The sequence below is a fragment of the Embleya sp. NPDC008237 genome, from assembly GCF_042956465.1.
GTDB lineage: Bacteria > Actinomycetota > Actinomycetes > Streptomycetales > Streptomycetaceae > Embleya.
This window is the reverse complement of record NZ_JBIBGL010000003.1, coordinates 641,870-660,143: the sequence shown is the minus strand read 5'-3', so window position 1 is coordinate 660,143 and position 18,274 is coordinate 641,870. Positions and strand designations below refer to the sequence as shown.

Here is an 18,274-nt window from a genome sequence, read left to right as displayed (position 1 = left end):
TTCCAGCTCGGGCAGGCCCTGCTCGTCGCCCCGGCAGAGGTGGGGTGTGGCTGCCGCCGCGTCAGTCGAGCCGGTTCACCATCGACTGCGCCGCGTAGACCAGGTAGTCCCACAGGGTGTTCTCCTGCTCGGCGGGCAACGCGATGTCGTCGACCGCCGCGCGCATGTGCCGCAGCCACGCGTCCCGGGCCTCCTCGGTCACCGCGAACGGCGCGTGCCGCATCCGCAGCCGAGGGTGCCCGCGCTGATCGCTGTAGGTGCGCGGCCCGCCCCAGTACTGCACCAGGAACATCCGCAGGCGGTCCTCGGCCCCGGCGAGGTCCTCCTCCGGATACATCGGGCGCAGCAGAGGATCCTCGCGCACGCCCTGGTAGAAGCGGTGCACGAGCTTGACGAACGTCTCCTCGCCGCCCACGGCTTCGTAGAGACTCGGTTCCGGCTCTCGCATCTGGGTCACCGTCCCATCCTCCCAGATGGCCCGCCGGCCCGGGGATGCTCGGCCCGATCGTTCGAGTCGGGCCGCCGGCCGAGGGAGCGGCTCAGCCCGATTGCTCCGCGGCCCGGGTGATGCCCCGGCGCATGCCGCCGAAGACGATGCCGTGGAAGGGGAACACGGCCCACCAGTACGCGTGCCCGAGCAGTCCTCGCGGATGGAACAGCGCCCGTTGGCGGTAGTACGTCCTGCCGTGCGCGGACGAGACGGTGAACTCCAGCCAGGCCAGGCCCGGCAGCCGCATCTCCGCGCGCAGCCGGAGCAGCTCGCCGGGCACCACCTCCTCGACCCGCCAGAAGTCGAGCGAATCGCCGACCCGCAGGCGTTGCGGGTCCCGGCGCCCGCGACGCAGCCCGACGCCGCCCATGATCCGGTCCAACGCGCCGCGCACCGACCAGGCCAGCGGCCACGAGTGCCAGCCGTTGTCGCCGCCGATGCCCTCGATCACTCGCCACACCTGCGCCGGGGTCGCGGCCGGTTGCGCCTCGCGGACGTCCTCGTAGAGCGAGCCGCCGGACCAGTCCGGGTCGGTGGGCAGTGGGTCGCTGGGGGCGCCGGGCAGGGATGCCGAGGACCAGCGGGTGGCCACATCCGTCTCCCGGATGCGCTTGAGGGCCAATTCGAGCGCGCGGTCGAAGCCGGTCAGGCCCTCCGGCGGGTCCGGGATCCAGCGGGCGATGTCGTGCTCGTGGCAGACCACCTCGCTGCGCAGCGACTCCACCAGCGGTCGGGCCAGGCCGCCGGGCACCGGGGTGATCAGGCCCACCCAGTGGCTGGACAACGACGGCGTGAGCATCGGTACCGGCAGCACTCGGCGTCGGCGCAGGCCCGCCACCGCCGCGTAGCGCTGCATCATCCGCTCGTAGGTGAGCACGTCGGGTCCGCCGATGTCGAAGGCGCGGTCGACCTCCGGGGGCAGCGCGACGCAGCCCACCAGGTAGTGCAGCACGTCCCGGACCGCGATCGGCTGGATCCGCGAGGTGACCCAGCGGGGCGTGACCATCACCGGCAGCCGCTCGGTCAGGTAGCGCAACATCTCGAAGGAGGCCGACCCCGAGCCGATGATCACCGCGGCGCGCAGCACGGCGGTGGGCACCGCACCGGCGAGCAGGATCTCGCCGACCTCGGCGCGCGAGCGCAGGTGCGGGGAGGAGTCGCGGGCGGTGGAGCCGGCGGCCGGGCCCAGACCGCCCAGGTAGACCAGCCGGCCCACGCCCGCGTCCTCGGCCGCGGCGGCGAAGGTGCGTGCGGTCTCGCGGTCGGTGACGGCGAAGCGCGGGCCGCTGCCGAGCGCGTGGATCAGGTAGTAGGCGACGTCCACGCCGTCGAGGGCGCGGCGGACCTCCTCGGGGTCGAGCGCGTCGGCGCGGACGATCTCGACGCGGTCCGCCCACGGGTGGTCGCGCAGCTTGTTCGGAGTCCGGGCCATGCAGCGCACGCGATAGCCGGCCGCGAGCAGTTCGGGTACGAGCCGGCCGCCGAGGTAGCCGGTGGCGCCGGTGACCAGACACAGGGGAGAGTCCACCCGACCCAGTGTCGGTGACACCCGGGACGGATCCGGTGCGGGCGCGCCCGGCGATGACCCGTTCGGTCCCGACTCAGGCGCCCGGCGCCCCGGGTGCCTGCGGTGTCGGCGGGGTCGGCGGCGGGTTCACCGGGACCGGTGCGGGCTCGGCCGGAGCCGGCGCGGGCCCCTCGTCGCCCGCCGGCCCGGTCGCGCTCGCGATCGGCTCGCTGATCCGGATGCCCGCGTCGTCGAACGCCCGCTTGAGTCGGCCGCGCAACTCGCGAGCCACCGGCAACTCCTGACCCGGCATGGTCTTGATCTGCACCTGGAGAACCACCGCGTCCGGGGTCACCGATTCCATCCCGACCACGGTGGCCGAACCCCACATGCGCTCGTTCCACGGCTCGATCTCGGCCAGCGCCTCGGCGGTCGAGGCGATCACCGCGCGCACCTTGTCCAGGTCCTCGTGGTAGCCGACCTGGACGTCCACCTTGGCGGTGCCCCAGCCCTGGCTCTTGTTGCCGATCCGCTTGATCTCGCCGTTGCGGATGTACCAGACGGTGCCGTCCACGTCGCGCAGCTTGGTGATCCGCAGGCCCACCTCGACCACCGTGCCGGTCGCGGCGCCCGCGTCGACCAGGTCGCCCACGCCGTACTGGTCCTCCAGGATCATGAACATCCCGGACAGGAAGTCGGTGACCAGGTTGCGCGCGCCGAAGCCCAGCGCGATGCCGGCGATACCCGCGCTGGCCAGCAGCGGGGCGAGGTTGACCTTGAACTCGCCGAGCACCATCAGTCCGGCGATGCCCAGGATCACGAACGAGGCGGTGCTGCGCAGCACCGAACCGACCGTCTCGGCGCGCTGACGGCGCCGTTCGGCGTTCAGCAGGAAGCCGGTCACCGGCCGCCCGCTGCTGTCCGTGCCGCTGTTGGCCATCCGGCCGACCAATTGGGTGATCAGCTTCCGGGTCACCGCCCGCAGGATGAGCGCGACCAGGATGATCACGAGGATCCGAATCGGCGTCACCACGAGGGCCTCGCCGTGTCGGTCGAACCAGGACGACACCTTGCCGTCGCCCTCGGCGACGTCGAACGACAGCAGGATTCCGGGGACGGGCGCGGACACGTACGAGACCTTTCGGACGACGAGCGGAGGAGCCTCCCCCTGCGGCGGGGGATCGGTTCCCCACAGTAGTCACGAGTGCGGTGGGCCTCGTGCGATACCTCTGGTTCGTACCTTCTGTCGCTGATCACCGCTACGTCACCGATCCCCACCTTCGTCGTGGTCGCCGTTCCCGCCGTGCTTGCCGCCGAGCGCGTCGAGGTGCGGCGTGGCCAGGTCCAGTCCGGTGCGGTCGGCCAGGAAGGACAGGGTGTCCACGGTGAGTTCGACGGTGCGCGAGACCGAGCGGGCCGCGTGACCGACCTCGGCCTCGGCACGCAGCAGCACCGGGCGCCCGCTCGAAGTCGCGTCCTGTAGGGCCGCGCACATCTTGCGCGCGTGCAGCGGGTCCACCCGGCTGTCCCCCTCGAACACGGTGAACAGCACCGCCGGGTAGGCCACCCCCGCGCGCACGTGGTGATACGGCGAGTAGCCCAGCAGCCAGTCCAGTTCCTCGGCCACCTCGGCGCTGCCGTACTCGTCGGACCACAACCGGCCCAGCCCGAACCGCTCGTAGCGGACCATGTCCAGGAGCGGCATCGAGCAGGCCACCGCCGCGTACAGCTCCGGCCGCTGGGTCAGCGCGGCGCCCACGAGCAGCCCGCCGTTGGAGCCGCCGGACGCGGCCAGCCGCTCGGGCGTGCTCCAGCCCCGGGTGGTCAAGTGCTCCGCAGCGGCGTGGAAATCCTCGAACACGCGTTGCTTGTGCCCGCGCATGCCCGCTCGATGCCACTCCTCGCCCTCTTCCGAGCCGCCGCGCAGGTTCGCGATCGCGTACACGCCGCCGGCCTCCACCCACGCGAGCACGCCTGCCGAGTAGGCGGGGCCGAGCGCGACGCCGAAGCCGCCGTAGCCGTACAACACGGCGGGCCTGGGCCGGTCCGGTTCGGCGGTCGGCGCGATCACGAACATCCGGACCGTGGTGCCGTCCGCCGAGCGGTAGGACTCCTGGCGCACGTGTACGCGCGGCAGCCGTGCGGTGCCGGGTGCTTCGGCCCAGGTCTCGATCGCGCCGGTGCGCGCGTCGTAACGCAGCACCGCCGACGGCGCGGTGTAGTCCGACCAGCCGAACCACGCCTCGTGCCCGCCCTCGGGGTGCTCGGCCAGACCGCCGATCGAACCGGGCGAGCCGCCGGGCGTCGCCGGCCGGGCCAACACCTCCCCGGTGGCCAGGTCGCACGCGGTCAACTCGCCCACCGCGTGCCGGGTCCGGGTGAGCAGCAGCGTCGGCCGCGGCGCGTGCGGGCCGTCCAGGATCGCGTAGCCGGTGAGTACCGCGTCCGGTTCCTCGGGCACCAGGTCGCGCCAGCCCTCGGGCCCAGGCGCCGACGGGTCGGCCACGCACAGCCGTCCGCGTGGCGCATCCAGGTCGGTGAACACGTACAGCCGCCCGTCCCGGCCCACCCGCACGCCGGTGAGCGCATCCAGGCCCACCGCCACCGGGCGCAACCGCGGCCGGTCCGGCGCGCTCGCGCGCAGGTCGGCCAGCCACAGGTCGTTGCGCGGCGCGGTGCCCGCGGACGCGGACACGGTGAGCCAGTGGCCGTCGCGGCTGACTCCGACGCCGAAGTAGGTGGCCGGTTCGCTGCCCGCGCCGAACACCTCGACGTCCGTCGCCGGGTCGGTGCCGACCCGATGGAGGTACACCCGGCGGTGGTGTTGTTCCTCGCCCGCGGGCACCGCCTCCGGCGGCAGCCGGCGCACCAGGTAGAACGCGTCGCCGCCGGGCAACCAGGCGATCGAGGTGTCGCGCACCCGCTCGATCGGGCCCTCGACACGCTCGCCGGTGCGCACGTCCAGCACGTACAGGCACGACTCCTCGTCGCCACCGGTGGAGAGCAGGTAGGCGAGCCGATCGCCCTCGTCCGAGGGGATCCACTGGTCCAGCGTGGTGGTGCCGCTCGGGTCGATCGCGACCGGATCCACCAGCGCGCGCTCGGTCCCGTCCGGCTCGACCACGAACAACACCGCGTGCTCACGACCGGGGTCGCGGCGGATCAGGAAGTGCCGGTCACCGCGCCAGCAGGGCAGCCCGGTCAGGCCGGTGGCGAACAGATCGGCCAGTCGCGCGCGCAGCCGGTCGCGTCCGGCCAGATGGTCCACATGGGCGTGGAACCACTCGTCCTGCGCGGCGGACCAGGCACGGGTGGCCGGCGCGTCCGGGTCCTCCAGCGCCCGATAGGGGTCCGGCACGGGGCGGCCGAAGAGCACGTCGACCGTGTCGCCACGGGCGGCGGCGGGGGCGCGCGGGGTCTCGTGGGGGGCGTGTTCCGCAGGCTGCACAGAGCGCGTCATGGGCGCACCCTAGACGTCCGAGCCCATCGGTGCGCACCGTCACCGGTCGACCACGTGGGGCCACTCGTGCAGGTGAACGCTCTGTGACCTTGTCGATTCCTGGTAGCGCAGGGGGTATCCCGGCATGGACACTGGAGGCCGATCGTCCCCGGCGCGAGCCACGCGCTGTCGGCGTCACAGGGAGGCATACGTGCCGCATTCGCTGGTCCTCAACGCGTCGTACGAGCCCCTGTGCGTGGTGCCCGTTCGCCGCGCACTGATCCTCGTGCTGAACGACAAGGCAATGTGCCTGGAAGAAACAGGCACCATCCTGCACAGCGCCACCACCGAGATTCCCGTACCCAGTGTGATCAGACTGACCCGTTTCGTCCGTATCCCTTTTCGGGGCCAAGTACCGCTCACCCGTCGTGCGCTGTTCGCTCGCGACGGCGGGCGTTGTGTCTACTGCGGAAGCGCCGCCACCAGCGTCGACCACGTCGTCCCGCGCAGCCGGGGTGGGCAGCACACGTGGGACAACGTGGTCTCGGCGTGTCGTCGCTGCAATCACGTCAAGAGCGACCGGTACATCGCCGAGCTGGGCTGGCGAATGCCGCGCACCCCATCCCAACCCACCGGTCTGGCGTGGCGGATCCTGGGCACCGGGTTCCGCGATCCACGCTGGGAGCCATACCTGGCGCCGTACGGTGCGCAGGAGGCGGGCTTCGACCATTTCGACCAGGTCGCGAGCGCCTAGACGGCGGCGGATTCCTCCGGGGAGCCCGTCGCCGTTTTTGTTTCGGCGGGTTCTCCGGAGCAGCGCTCCGGAACCCGACACACCTGCTCGCGTGTCGGTCGGACACGCCGACACCGGGACCGTTCGGGTGCGATGCTCGCGGGCATGGAGGAACCACGCGTATCGCAGTTGTCTCCCGAATTGGTCCGGCTCGCCTCCGCGTTCGGAGTGGCCACGGAGTACCGGGGGTGGCGCGGCGAGCCCGTGCACGCCGCCCCGGCGACGGTGACAGCGGTGCTCGGGGCACTCGGCGTGGACGCGTCGACACCCGAGGCCGCCCGGGCCGCGCTCGCCGCGCACGAGGAACTGCGCCGGACCCGGCTGTTGCCGCCGGTGCTGGTGCTGCGCTCGGGCCGGGCGTCCGGCTTCACCGTCAACGTGCCGGCCGGCCATCGGGTCGAGTTGTGGATCGAGCTGGAGGACGGCGGGATCCGCCGCGACCTCGGCCCGGGACCCGACCTCGGGCCGCTCGGCGACCCGGTCGGCGCACACCGCATTCCCCCCGATCTACCGCTGGGCTGGCACACCCTGCACGCCCGCTGCTCGCCCGAACCCGAGGAATCGCTGGGCTCGGGCGGGGTGCCGAGCGCGACAGGCGAGGACACCCGCGCGTCGTGCCCGGTCGCGATCACCCCGGCGGTGTTGCCCACGCCGGCGGAGCGCACGTGGGGATACATGGTCCAGCTGTATTCGCTGCCCTCGCGCCGTTCGTGGGGGATCGGCGACCTGGCCGACCTGGCCGACCTGGCGGTGTGGTCGGCGCGTACCCAGGGCGCCGGGTTCGTGCTGGTCAACCCGCTGCACGCGGCCTCGCCGGTGCCGCCGGTGGAGGCGTCGCCGTATCTGCCGGTCAGCCGGCGCTTTCCGGACCCGATGTACGTCCGGGTCGAGGCCATTCCGGAGTTCGCCTACCTGACCCCGGTCGAGCGGGCGGTCGCCGAGGAGCTTCGGGCCGCGGCGGGGGACGGGCACGACGGCGCCGAGCACCTGGATCGGGACGCGGTGCGGGTGGCCAAGCGGCAGGCGCTCGCGCTGGTCCACAAGGTGCCGCGCAGCCTGGGCCGGGACGCGGAGTACCGCGCCTTCGTCGCGCGCGAGGGCCGGTGGCTGACCGACTTCGCCACGTGGTGCGCCCTGGTCGAGGAGTACGGCCCGTCCTGGCGGAACTGGCCCGCGCACCTGCACGACCCGGACTCGGCCGAGGTCGCCGCCGAGCGCGAACGGCTCGCCGGCGCGCTCGACTTCCACCGGTGGACCCAGTGGGTGCTGGCCGACCAGTTGCAGGCCGCGCAGGACGCGGCGACGCACGCGGGCATGCCGGTGGGCATCGTGCACGACCTCGCGGTCGGCGTGCACCCCGACGGCGCGGACGCGTGGGTGCTCGGCTCTGAGCGCGGCGGCCGGGTGCTCGCGCTCGGCGCCACCGGCGGCGCGCCGCCGGACGCGATGAACCAGATCGGACAGGACTGGAACCAGCCGCCGTGGCATCCGCTGCGGCTGGCCGAGACGGGCTACGCGCCGTACCGGGAGCTGCTGCGCGCGGTGTTTCGGCACGCCGGCGCGGTGCGGGTGGACCACGTGCTCGGTCTGTTCCGGTTCTGGTGGGTGCCCCAGGGCAACAGCCCCGCCGAAGGCGCGTACGTGCGCTACGACCACGAGGCGATGGTCGGCATCCTGGCCCTGGAGGCGCACCGGGCGGGCGCGGTGGTGATCGGCGAGGACCTGGGCACGGTGGAGCCGTGGGTGCGCGTCTACCTGGCCGAGCGCGGCATCCTGGGCACCTCGGTGTTGTGGTTCGAACGCGACGACAAGGGTCGGCCGCTGCCGCCCGAGCAGTGGCGGGCCGGTTCGCTGGCCACGGTGACCACGCACGACCTGCCTCCCACCGCGGCCCGACTCGCCGGTGAGCACATCGACCTGTGGGAGCGGCTGAACCTGCTGGTGCGCGACGTGGACACCGAACGGGCCGAGGACCTCGCCGATCGCGAGCAGTGGCTCGAACTGCTGCGCCGGCGCGGCTACCTGCGGCCCGGCGCGGGCGAGCGGGAGACGGTCGAGGCGCTGCACCGGCTGCTCGCCGCGACGCCGTGCCGGATGCTCGGCGTATGGCTGCCGGACGGGGTGGGCGACCGTCGCCCGCAGAACCTGCCCGGCACCTGGAACCAGTATCCGAACTGGCTGCTGCCGGTGGCCGACGCCGAGGGGCGGCACGTCTACCTGGAGGACCTGCCGGTCAACCCTCGTGCGGTGTCGCTGGCCAGGGCCTTCCGCGGTCGGTAGGGCCGAGGCCGACGGCGGGACGCGCCGAAGCCGCCGAGCGGGTGTGGACCCGGTCGGCGGCTTCGGGGAAGGTCAGTGCTGCTGCTTCTTCTTGATGATGTCCGGAAGCATCACGAGACCCGCGATGATCACGAAGGCCAGGACCGGGAGGCCGACGAAGATCCCGAGGGTCTCGCCGATACCCATGCTCGGAGCCGGGTCGTCGCCGTCGTCGCGGATGTTCGCGAAGGCCGGCGCCGAGATCAGCGACATGAGCGTGACAACGGCCGACACGGCCCCGGCGCGAAGTGCATTCCTGTTCACCACGAAACCCACGCTACCGGGCCGGTGGACGAACCCACGCACCGGGTTGACCCTTCCGTGCGAACCGCCTCCCGGCCGGGGCCTCGGCACAACCGGCGGCCTCGAACACGGGCCGGTGGCTCGAAACACCGGCCGGTCTCGAACGCCGGCCCGTCCGACGTTCGAGACCGGCCGGGCCCTTGGCCGGCCGGCCCCGCGCGCTACCGCGCGTCTCGCGCCTGTGCCCGAAGCGCTCGGGCCACTCCGTCCCGGCTCTCGACCACCAGGCGCCGCAGGCCCGCCGGGTGCTCGGCGCTCGCGAGCCACGCGTCGGTGCGGTCCAGGGTGTCCGGGGTGACCTGGAGGGTCGGGTACAGGCCGATCACGATCTGCTGGGCGATCTCGTTGGTGCGGGTCGCCCAGACGTCCGCGATCGCGGCGAAGTAGCGCTCGGTGTAGGCCGCGAGCAGGTCGCGCTGGGCCGGCTGGACGAAGCCGCCGATCACCGCCGCCTGGATCGCGTTGGGCAGCGCGTCGGACTCCACGACCGACGCCCACGCCTCGTCCTTGGCCGCGGCCGTCGGCCGCGCCGCACGAGCCGCCGCCGCGTGCCGACGGCCGGCCGCGGTGGAGTCGCGCTCCAGTTCGGCGTCCACGTCGGCGTCGCCGGCCACCCCGGTCGCGGACAACCGGAGCAGCAGCGCCCAGCGCAGGTCCGCGTCCACGGCCAGGCCCTCGATTTGCTCCGAGCCGTCGAGCAGACCGCGCAGGATCGCCAGGTGGTCCGGCCGGGCCGCCACCGAGGCCAGGCAGCGCACCCAGGCCAGCTGGTGGTCGCTGCCCGGCTCGGCCGCGCGCAGGAAGCGCTCGGCCGCCACGGCCAGTTCGGCCAGCGAACGCTCGCGGTGCGCCGGGTCGGTGTACAGCTCCAGCGCGCTGGTGACCTGCCGCTGCAGCGACTGGACGATGTTGATGTCCTTCTCGCCGCCCGCGCCGGCCAGCACGAGCTTGAGGTAGTCGCTCGCCGCCATCTCCGCATCGCGCGTCATGTCCCACGCCGCGGCCCAGCACAGCGCCCGCGGCAGCGGGTCGACGAACTCGCCGATCGCGTCGGTGACGAAGGCGAGCGAGTCCTGGTCGAGCCGGATCTTGGTGTAGGTCAGGTCGTCGTCGTTGAGCAGCACCACGTCCGGCCGGGCCAGCCCGACCAGGTCGGCGACCTCGGTCCGCGCGCCGGTGATGTCCAGCTCCAGCCGGTGGGTGCGGACCAGGCCCGCGTCGGTGCGGTTGTAGAAGCCGATCGCGATCCGGTGCGAGCGCAGCGTCGGCCACGCCTCGGGAGCCTCCTGGAGCACCGCGAAGGAGGCGATCACCCCGTCCGAGGAGGTCTCGATCGCGGGCCGCAGCGTGTTCACGCCCGCGGTCTCCAGCCACTCGCGCGACCACGCCTTGAGGTCCCGGCCCGAGGTCTCCTCCAACGCGCCGAGCAGGTCGGCCAGCCGGCTGTTGCCCCACGCGTGCTTCTTGAAGTACGCCCGCACGCCCGCGAAGAAGTTCTCGCTGCCCACGTAGGCGACCAGCTGCTTGAGCACCGAGGCGCCCTTGGCGTAGGTGATGCCGTCGAAGTTGACCTCGACGTCCTCCAGGTCCCGGATGTCGGCGAAGATCGGGTGTGTGGAGGGCAGTTGGTCCTGCCGGTAGGCCCAGGTCTTCATCCGGTTGCCGAACGTGGCCCACGCGTGCGACCAGCGGGTCACCTCGGCCTGGCAGCGCACCGACGCGTAGGTGGCGAACGACTCGTTCAGCCACAGGTCGTCCCACCACTGCATGGTGACCAGGTCGCCGAACCACATGTGCGCGAGCTCGTGCAGGATGGTCTCCGCACGCGTCTCGTACGACGTGTCGGTGACCTTCGAGCGGAAGACGTAGTCCTCCAGGATCGTCACGCAGCCCGCGTTCTCCATCGCGCCCGCGTTGTACTCCGGCACGAAGAGCTGGTCGTACTTGGCGAACGGGTACGCGAAGTCGAACTGCTTCAGGAAGTAGTCGAAGCCCTGCTTGGTGACGTCGAAGATGTTGTCCGCGTCCAGGAACGGCGCGAGCGAGGACCGGCAGTACACACCGAGCGGGACGACCGTGCCGTCCGCGGCGGTGTAGCTGTCCCGCACCGCGTGGTAGTGGCCGGCCACCAGCGCGGTGATGTAGGTGGAGATCCTGGGCGTCGGTTCGAACGTCCACACCGAGGTGCCGTCGGCACCGGCCGAGGGCTCGGGGGTGGGCGAGCAGGAGACCACGTGCCACTCGCTGGGCGCACTGATCGTGAAGGCGAACGTGGCCTTGAGGTCCGGCTGTTCGAAGTTGGCGAAGACCCGGCGTGCGTCGGCCACCTCGAACTGGGTGTAGAGGTAGGTCTTGCCGTCGACGGGGTCGACGAAGCGGTGCAGGCCCTCGCCGGTGTTCATGTACGCGCAGGACGCGACCACCCGCAGCTCGTTGTGTTCGGCGAGGTCGGTCAGCGCGATCCGGCTGTCCGCGTACACCGAGGCGACGTCGAGCGCCTTGCCGTTGAGGGTGATCTCGTGCACCTCGGGGGCGATCAGATCGACGAACGTGGTCGCGCCCGGTTCGGTACAACCGAACTTCAGCACGGTCGTGGACGGGAACGTCGCACCGGTGCCGGTCAGGTCGAGGGTGATGTCGTACGAGTCGACGGACAGGATCCGGGCCCGCTCGCGGGCTTCGTCACGCGTCAGGTTGGTTCCGGGCACGCTGCGCTCCTTGTGGGATGGGCGCCGCCGGGGAAGGGCGGCCGACGGGTCGGACCCCGCCCGGGATGGCGGCGGGGTCCGGGAGGGTGGGTCAGTTCCGCTGGTCGCGGGCGCGGGCCTGGAGCGCGCGGGCCACGTCGTCGCGGCATTCCAGGACCAGCCGGCGCAGCGCCGGCACCGGCTCGGTCGCGGCCAGCCAGTCGTCGGTGCGACGCAGCGTGTCGACGTCGATGCGACCGGACGGGTACAGGCCGACCACGATCCGGCGGGCGATCTCGATCGAGCGGTCTCGCCACACCGGTGCGAGGGCGGCGAAGTAGCGGTCGGTGTACGGGTCGGTCAGGTCCTCCTGACCGGGTGTGGAGAAGCCCGCGATGACCGCGTTGAGCATCGCGTTGGGCAGTTCGTCGGTCTCCACCACCAGGCGCCATGCCTCGGCCTTGGCCTCGGGCGTGGGGCGCGCGGCGCGGCACTCGATCGCGTGCCGGCGACCCGCCGCGGTGCCGTCGCGCTCCAGCTCGGCGGCGATGTCGGGCTCGTCGGCGGCTCCGCCCGTGCACAGCGCGCGCAACATCGCCCAGCGCAGCTCGGTGTCCACGGTCAACCCGGCGACCTCCTGGTCACCGGTCAACAGGTCGCGCAGGAAGGCGAGTTCCTCGGCCGTGGCGGAGGCCGAGGCCAGGCAGCGGGCCCAGGCCAACTGGTGGTCGCCGCCCGGGGTCGCGGCCCCCAGCTCGGCCAACGAGCCGGCCGCGAGCAGTTGCAGGCCCTCGGCCCGGAAGGCCGGGTCGGTGTAGCGGTCCAGGCCGGTTTTGACCTGTACCTGGAGCTTTTGCACCACGCCCACGTCGCTCTCCCGACCCGCGTGCCGCAGCACCAGGGCCAGGTAGTCGCGCGCGGGCAGTTCGCCGTCCCGGGTCATGTCCCACGCCGCGCCCCAGCACAGCGCGCGGGCGAGCGAGGAGTCCAGCTCGCCGAGCGCGTCGAGCACCGCCTGCCAGGACCGCGGGTCGAAGCGCACCTTCGCGTAGGTGAGGTCGTCGTCGTTGAGCAGGATCAGCGGCGTGCGCACCCGGCCGACCAGCTCGGGCACCTCGGTGCGGGCGCCGACCACGTCCACCTCGACCCGGGCGACCCGCTCGGCGCCGTCGTACAGGCCGATCGCGATCCGGTGCGGACGCAGCGTCGGGAACGCGGACGCGGCCTCCTGGAGCACCGCGAACGAGGTGATCACACCGTCCGCGTCGGTCTCGATCGCCGGTCGCAGCGTGTTCACGCCGGAGGTCTCCAGCCAGTCCGCCGACCAGGACTTGAGGTCGCGGCCGGAGGTCTCCTCCAGGGCGGAGAGGAAGTCGGCGAGGGTGGTGTTGCCCCACGCGTGCTTTTTGAAGTACGACCTGGCACCCGCGAAGAACTCGTCCTCGCCCACATAGGCGACCAGTTGCTTGAGCACCGAGGCGCCCTTGGCATAGGTGATCCCGTCGAAGTTGAGCTTGGCGTCCTCCAGGTCGTTGATCACCGCCACGATCGGGTGGGTGGTGGGCAACTGGTCCTGGCGGTACGCCCAGTCCTTGCGGCGGGCGGCGAAACTGGTCCAGGCGTCGGTCCAGCGGGTCGCCGCGCCCTGCGAGTAGGAGCCCATGAAGTCCGCGAAGGACTCCTTCAGCCACAGGTCGTCCCACCAGCGCGGGGTGACCAGGTCGCCGAACCACATGTGTGCCATCTCGTGCAGGATCACGTTGGCGCGGTTCTCGTACGCCGAGTCGGTGACCTTGGAGCGGAAGACGAAGTCCTCGGTGAAGGTGACCGCACCCGGGTTCTCCATCGCGCCGAGGTTGTACTCGGGCACGAAGAGCTGGTCGTACTTCCCGAACGGATAGGGGAAGTCGAACCGGTCGTGGAACAGGTCCAGGCCCTGCCGGGTGACCGCGAAGATCTCTTCGTGGTCGAACGCGTCGGCCAGCGACGCGCGGCAGAATCCGCCGAGCGGGACGACGAGGCCGTCCGGGCCGGTGTAGGTGTCGAAGACCGCGTGGTAGGGACCGGCCACGACCGCCGTCAGGTAGGTGGAGATGCGCGGCGTGGGCGCGAAGTCCCAACGTGCGACCCCTTCGCGGACCGGCACCGGGTCCGGCGTGGTCGAGTTCGACACCACGTGCCAGTCGGCCGGCGCGGTCACCGAGAACCGGAACGAGGCCTTGAGGTCGGGCTGTTCGAAGTTGGCGAAGACCCGGCGCGAGTCGGCGGGCTCGTACTGGGTGTAGAGGTAGACCCGATCGTCGACCGGGTCGACGAAGCGGTGCAGGCCCTCGCCGGTGCGGCTGTAGGCGCACGACGCGAGCACGCGCAGTTCGTTGGCTCCCTCGACCAGGTCGTCGAGCAGTACGCGGGTGCCGTCGAAGACCTGCGCGGGGTCGAGCGTGCGGCCGTTGAGCACGACCTCGTGTACGTCCGGGGCGAGCAGGTCCACGAACGTGGCCGCGCCCGCCTCGCGGCAGCCGAAACGGAGCACCGTCTCGGAGCGGAACGTCTCCGTGCTGTCGGTGGTGACATCGAGCCTGACGTCGTAGTCCTCGACGCTCAGGATCCGGGCCCGCGTGCGGGCCTCCTCGCGGGTCAGATTCCTGCCGGGCACTGGATCACTCCCTGGTTGGCTGCGGTCCGGGCGATCCTTTCACGGCGGGGGCGGAAGTGTCGGCCCGGTTCTCGGCCCGATCCCCGGCCGGAATCCCGGTCGGGCACGGGCCGTCGGTGCGGGCACCGGCCCGGGACGGCAGGATTGACCCGATCCGCAGGAATGGCGGGGTGCGGTCGGCGGTTGCACAGCATCGACGGCCGGACCGCCGTCCGCCGGCACGCCCCGGATGCGGTGCGGCCGGGCGCAGGGCATCGCGCGGCCGGGTGCAGGGCATCGTGAACAAGGCATCAGGATCGAGAGGAACTCCACAGTGACCACCAAGGACAACGGACCTGCCCGCGACACAGCGCACTTCTGGTTCGACCCGCTGTGTCCGTGGGCGTGGATGACGTCGCGCTGGATGCTGGAGGTGGAGAAGATCCGCCCGGTGGACGTGCAGTGGCACGTGATGAGCCTGTCCGTGCTCAACAGCGGGCGGGACGACATCCCGGAGGCGTACAAGGAGATGCTGGAGCGCGGCTGGGGCCCGGTGCGGGTGTGCATCGCCGCCGAGCAGCGGTTCGGCAACGAGGTGTTGCTGCCGCTCTACACCGCGCTGGGCAACCGTCGGCACCCGGGCGGCGAGGAGTTCACCCGCGAGATGATCGAGGCGGCGCTGACCGAGGCCGGACTGCCCACCGAACTCGCCGACGCCGCCGACTCGACCGAGTACGACGAGGCGCTGATCAAATCGCACCACGACGGCATGGACCGGGTGGGCATGGACGTCGGCACCCCGGTGATCAGCGTCAACGGCGTGTCGTTCTTCGGTCCGGTGGTGACGCCGGCGCCCAAGGGCGAGGACGCGGGCAAGCTCTGGGACGGCGTGGTCCTGGTCGCGGGCACGCCGGGGTTCTTCGAGATAAAGCGCACCCGGGACCAGGGGCCGATCTTCGACTGATCGGTTTCGACTGACCGGATGAAACCTGTCGGGTCCGACTCCGAATCGACAACAAAGTAAAACAAAGCTAATTAATCTGGATAAATGACGGCTCCGGAACGCCAGAGCAGCGTGATCCACACCTCCCGTACCGGGCGGCCGGATCCCCGCACGCCCAACGGCAACGCCCCCTACGCCTCACGTATGCCGCGGCTGCGCGACCGCGCGCTCGCCTTCGGGCTGCGCGCGGTCGTGCCGCTGTGGCGGTGTGTGGGGTTGCGCACGGGCGCCGCTTCGCTGCGGCATTACCTGACCGGGCGTGGCGCGCCGCTCGTGATCGACCCGGCCCAGCCGCTGCGGGCCAAGCCGTTCCGCCGCGCGGCGCTCACCCACTTCGAGGAGTGGTGGGCGCTCGCGGCGATCCGCTGGCACGACAGCGGCGGCATCGAGAGCATCTTCGAGACCACCACGCACTGGCACGGGGTGCTGATCCGGCGCGCGGACGACACCGACTGGTGGCTGGCCATGCGCGGCCTGCAGTACCGGATCACCGGCCGGATCGAGGTGCTGCCCGGCGGCACGCCTCTCCCGGGCTCGCCGGTGTTGCCCGACGTGCGACTGGTGTATCGGGTCGAGGTGTACAAGGACTGGGGCTTCGACAAGGGCCAGGGCGAGTACGGGGTGTCCTTCACGCCGCTCGCGCGCCTGCACGAGGTCGGCCTGGCCCGCGAATTCCCGGTCACCGGCCGGAGCGGCGAACTGGTGTGGACCTCGAACGGGCCGCACGGCTTCGGGAGCTGAGGCACCCGGCGGCAGCCGCGACCTGCGCGGTCGCCGTGTCGGTGTGCGGAAATCGAGGCGGGCCGGCCCTGGGGATTGCACACGTGTCGACGTACCCTCGGCGGGTGCCGTGGCCGAGCACCGGTGAACGTCCCGGCCGCGGTGCCATGTCCCAGTGGCAAGCGGCGAGGAGTTCGGCGGCATGACCAAGGCTTACGACACGATCTACATCGACGGCGCGTGGACGGCGCCCTCGTCGACCGAGACCATCGACGTCGTCGACCCCAACACCGAGCAGGTCGTGGCGACCGTGCCGCAGTGCACGCCCGCCGACGTGGACCGGGCCGTGGCCGCCGCCAAGCGCGCCTTCCCCGGGTGGGCCGCGACCGCGCCGGCCGAGCGGGCCGCGCTGCTCGCGAAGGCGCGGGACCTGCTCGCCGAGCGTTCGGCCGAGATGACCGCGGTGATCATCGCGGACATGGGCGCCCCGGCGGCCCTGGTCGAGCGGGTGCACCTGGGTCTGCCGCTCGTGGTGCTGGGCAGCTTCGTCGAGCTCGCCGCCGAGTTCGAGTGGGAGGAGACCATCGGCTCCTCGCTCGTGGTGCGCGAACCGGTCGGCGTGGTCGGGGCCATCACCCCGTGGAACTTCCCGCTGCACCAGATCACCAACAAGCTCGGCCCCGCCCTGGTCGCCGGCTGCACCGTGGTGCTCAAGGCCAGCGAGGTCGCGCCGCAGGCCGCGCACCTGTTCTTCGAGATCCTGCACGACGCGGGCTTCCCGGCGGGCGTGGTCAACCTGGTCTCCGGCACCGGCCCGGTGGTCGGCGAGGCGATCGCGTCGCATCCGGACGTCGACATGGTCTCGTTCACCGGCTCGACCCGGGCCGGCACCCGTGTGGCCGAGCTCGCGTCCGCGACGGTCAAGCGGGTCGCGCTCGAACTCGGCGGCAAGTCCGCCAATGTGATCCTGCCCGGGGCCGATCTGGAGAAGGCGGTGCGCGCGGGCATCGGCGGCGCGTATCGCAACAGCGGGCAGACGTGCAGTGCGCTGACCCGGATGCTGGTGCACCGCGACGACCTGCCGCGTGCGGTCGAGCTGGCCGAGGAGGCCGCGACGGCGATGACCGGCAAGCTCGGTCCGCTGGTGAACGCGACCCAGTTCGAGCGGGTGCGCGGCTACATCGCCAAGGGCATCGAGGAGGGCGCCACCCTGGTGACCGGCGGCGCGGACCTGCCCGAGGGCGTGCAGAACGGCTATCACGTGCGGCCCACGGTCTTCTCCGACGTGACCGGCGACATGACGATCGCCCGCGAGGAGATCTTCGGCCCGGTGTTGTCGATCCTGCCCTACGACACCGAGGAGGAGGCCGAGCGGATCGCCAACGACACCCCGTACGGTCTGTCCGGCGCGGTGTGGGGACCCAGCCGGGAGGCGGCGGTGGCGTTCGCGCGCAAGCTGCGTACCGGCCAGGTGGAGATCAACGGCGGCGCCTTCAACCCGCTTGCCCCGTTCGGCGGTTACAAGCAGTCCGGCAACGGGCGTGAGCTGGGCCGATTCGGCCTGGAGGAGTACCTGGAGGTCAAGGCACTGCAACTGTGACGCGGGCGACCACTCGCGCCGACGGTGACCCGGGATCGACGCTTTCGGTGGTGTTCGACAAAGTACGGATCGGTACCTTGTCGGACACCCCCGTGATCGTTCGATGTCCGATTGGTTAAGTTCATCGGGTCCCGCAACCCAAGAGTGTGGAGTCCGCTGTGAGTACTGCCCTTCTCGACGCGCGCCGCCCCGTCCTGGCCGACCTGGTCCCGGCCCAGGTCTTCAAGGGCGCCGCCGTGCGCGACGCCGCGCTGGTCGTCGGCGCATCCGCGTTCGTCGGCCTCGCCGCCCAGATCTCCGTCCCGGTGCCCGGCTCGCCGGTCCCGGTGACCGGCCAGACCTTCGCCGTGCTGCTCGCCGGCAGCGCGCTCGGCGCGTGGCGCGGCCTCGCCGCGATGGTGCTCTACCTGGGCCTGGGCGCGGCGGGCATGCCGTGGTTCGCGGAGGGCACCTCCGGCACCGGGTTCCCGACCCTGGGCTACGTGCTCGGCATGGTGCTCGCGGCGACGGTGGCCGGCTTCCTGGCCCAGCGCGGTACCGACCGCAGCCCGCTGCGCACCGCCGGCACGATGGTGCTGGGCAACGCGGTGATCTACGCGGCAGGCCTCACCTACCTCGCGCACGACCTGGGCATCTCGATGTCCAAGGCGTACGAGATCGGCATGCAGAACTACCTCTTCGGCGACGCGGTCAAGATCGCCCTGGCGATGGCACTGCTGCCCGCCGCCTGGAAGTTGGTCGGTCGGCGCGGCTGACGCCCCGGTCACCGTTCGGACCC

General features: G+C 71.9%; 13 protein-coding genes. 6 read left to right on the top strand and 7 right to left on the bottom strand.

Going from position 1 to position 18,274, the window contains the following annotated elements:
* Nucleotides 1–61 precede the first annotated feature (61 nt).
* The 4 genes from ACFZBU_RS09790 to ACFZBU_RS09775 all read right to left on the bottom strand — a co-directional run bounded on the left by ACFZBU_RS09790 (nucleotide 62) and on the right by ACFZBU_RS09775 (nucleotide 5,457).
* Nucleotides 62–448, bottom strand: coding sequence for a globin (locus ACFZBU_RS09790; protein ID WP_391583084.1), 387 nt, complete (start codon nucleotides 446–448; stop codon nucleotides 62–64).
* 91 nt (nucleotides 449–539) lie between these two features.
* Entirely contained in the window at nucleotides 540–2,018 is a 1,479-nt protein-coding gene (locus tag ACFZBU_RS09785; protein ID WP_391582938.1) for an SDR family oxidoreductase, read from the bottom strand.
* Nucleotides 2,019–2,091: 73 nt separating this feature from the next.
* Nucleotides 2,092–3,126, bottom strand: a complete 1,035-nt coding sequence (locus ACFZBU_RS09780; protein ID WP_391582937.1) for a mechanosensitive ion channel family protein — start codon at nucleotides 3,124–3,126, stop codon at nucleotides 2,092–2,094.
* A gap of 135 nt (nucleotides 3,127–3,261) precedes the next feature.
* The gene (locus ACFZBU_RS09775; protein ID WP_391582936.1) at nucleotides 3,262–5,457 is read right to left on the bottom strand and encodes a prolyl oligopeptidase family protein; all 2,196 of its coding nucleotides are present in this window, start codon (nucleotides 5,455–5,457) and stop codon (nucleotides 3,262–3,264) included.
* A 190-nt stretch (nucleotides 5,458–5,647) separates the two neighbouring features.
* Between ACFZBU_RS09775 and ACFZBU_RS09770 the strand changes: the two genes are divergently transcribed.
* Together ACFZBU_RS09770 and malQ are read left to right on the top strand one after the other, a co-directional pair.
* A complete protein-coding gene (locus ACFZBU_RS09770; RefSeq protein ID WP_391582935.1) occupies nucleotides 5,648–6,190 on the top strand; it encodes an HNH endonuclease in 543 nt (180 codons plus the stop codon).
* Nucleotides 6,191–6,334: 144 nt separating this feature from the next.
* Complete coding sequence (gene malQ, locus ACFZBU_RS09765; RefSeq protein ID WP_391582934.1) at nucleotides 6,335–8,509, top strand: 4-alpha-glucanotransferase; 2,175 nt, start codon at nucleotides 6,335–6,337, stop codon at nucleotides 8,507–8,509.
* A gap of 72 nt (nucleotides 8,510–8,581) precedes the next feature.
* Here malQ and ACFZBU_RS09760 read toward each other — a convergent pair whose 3' ends face one another.
* From ACFZBU_RS09760 to pepN (ACFZBU_RS09750), 3 genes are all read right to left on the bottom strand, one after another.
* Nucleotides 8,582–8,824: a hypothetical protein gene (locus tag ACFZBU_RS09760; RefSeq protein ID WP_391583083.1), complete on the bottom strand. Its 243-nt coding sequence runs from the start codon at nucleotides 8,822–8,824 to the stop codon at nucleotides 8,582–8,584.
* Nucleotides 8,825–9,012: 188 nt separating this feature from the next.
* Nucleotides 9,013–11,559 carry an aminopeptidase N gene (gene pepN / locus ACFZBU_RS09755; protein WP_391582933.1) on the bottom strand — a complete coding sequence of 849 codons (2,547 nt, stop codon included), beginning with the start codon at nucleotides 11,557–11,559 and terminating at the stop codon, nucleotides 9,013–9,015.
* 91 nt (nucleotides 11,560–11,650) lie between these two features.
* Complete coding sequence (pepN, locus tag ACFZBU_RS09750; protein ID WP_391582932.1) at nucleotides 11,651–14,194, bottom strand: aminopeptidase N; 2,544 nt, start codon at nucleotides 14,192–14,194, stop codon at nucleotides 11,651–11,653.
* A gap of 313 nt (nucleotides 14,195–14,507) precedes the next feature.
* Here pepN (ACFZBU_RS09750) and ACFZBU_RS09745 point away from each other — a divergent pair, with 313 nt between their 5' ends.
* The 4 genes from ACFZBU_RS09745 (at nucleotide 14,508) to ACFZBU_RS09730 (ending at nucleotide 18,251) form a co-directional block, all read left to right on the top strand.
* Nucleotides 14,508–15,137, top strand: coding sequence for a disulfide bond formation protein DsbA (locus ACFZBU_RS09745; RefSeq protein WP_391582931.1), 630 nt, complete (start codon nucleotides 14,508–14,510; stop codon nucleotides 15,135–15,137).
* A gap of 84 nt (nucleotides 15,138–15,221) precedes the next feature.
* Nucleotides 15,222–15,917 (top strand): hypothetical protein, encoded by a 696-nt coding sequence (locus tag ACFZBU_RS09740; protein WP_391582930.1) that lies wholly within the window; start codon nucleotides 15,222–15,224, stop codon nucleotides 15,915–15,917.
* 181 nt (nucleotides 15,918–16,098) lie between these two features.
* Nucleotides 16,099–17,496, top strand: coding sequence for an aldehyde dehydrogenase family protein (locus ACFZBU_RS09735; protein WP_391582929.1), 1,398 nt, complete (start codon nucleotides 16,099–16,101; stop codon nucleotides 17,494–17,496).
* Nucleotides 17,497–17,654: 158 nt separating this feature from the next.
* Nucleotides 17,655–18,251, top strand: a complete 597-nt coding sequence (locus ACFZBU_RS09730; RefSeq protein WP_391582928.1) for a biotin transporter BioY — start codon at nucleotides 17,655–17,657, stop codon at nucleotides 18,249–18,251.
* Nucleotides 18,252–18,274 lie beyond the last annotated feature (23 nt).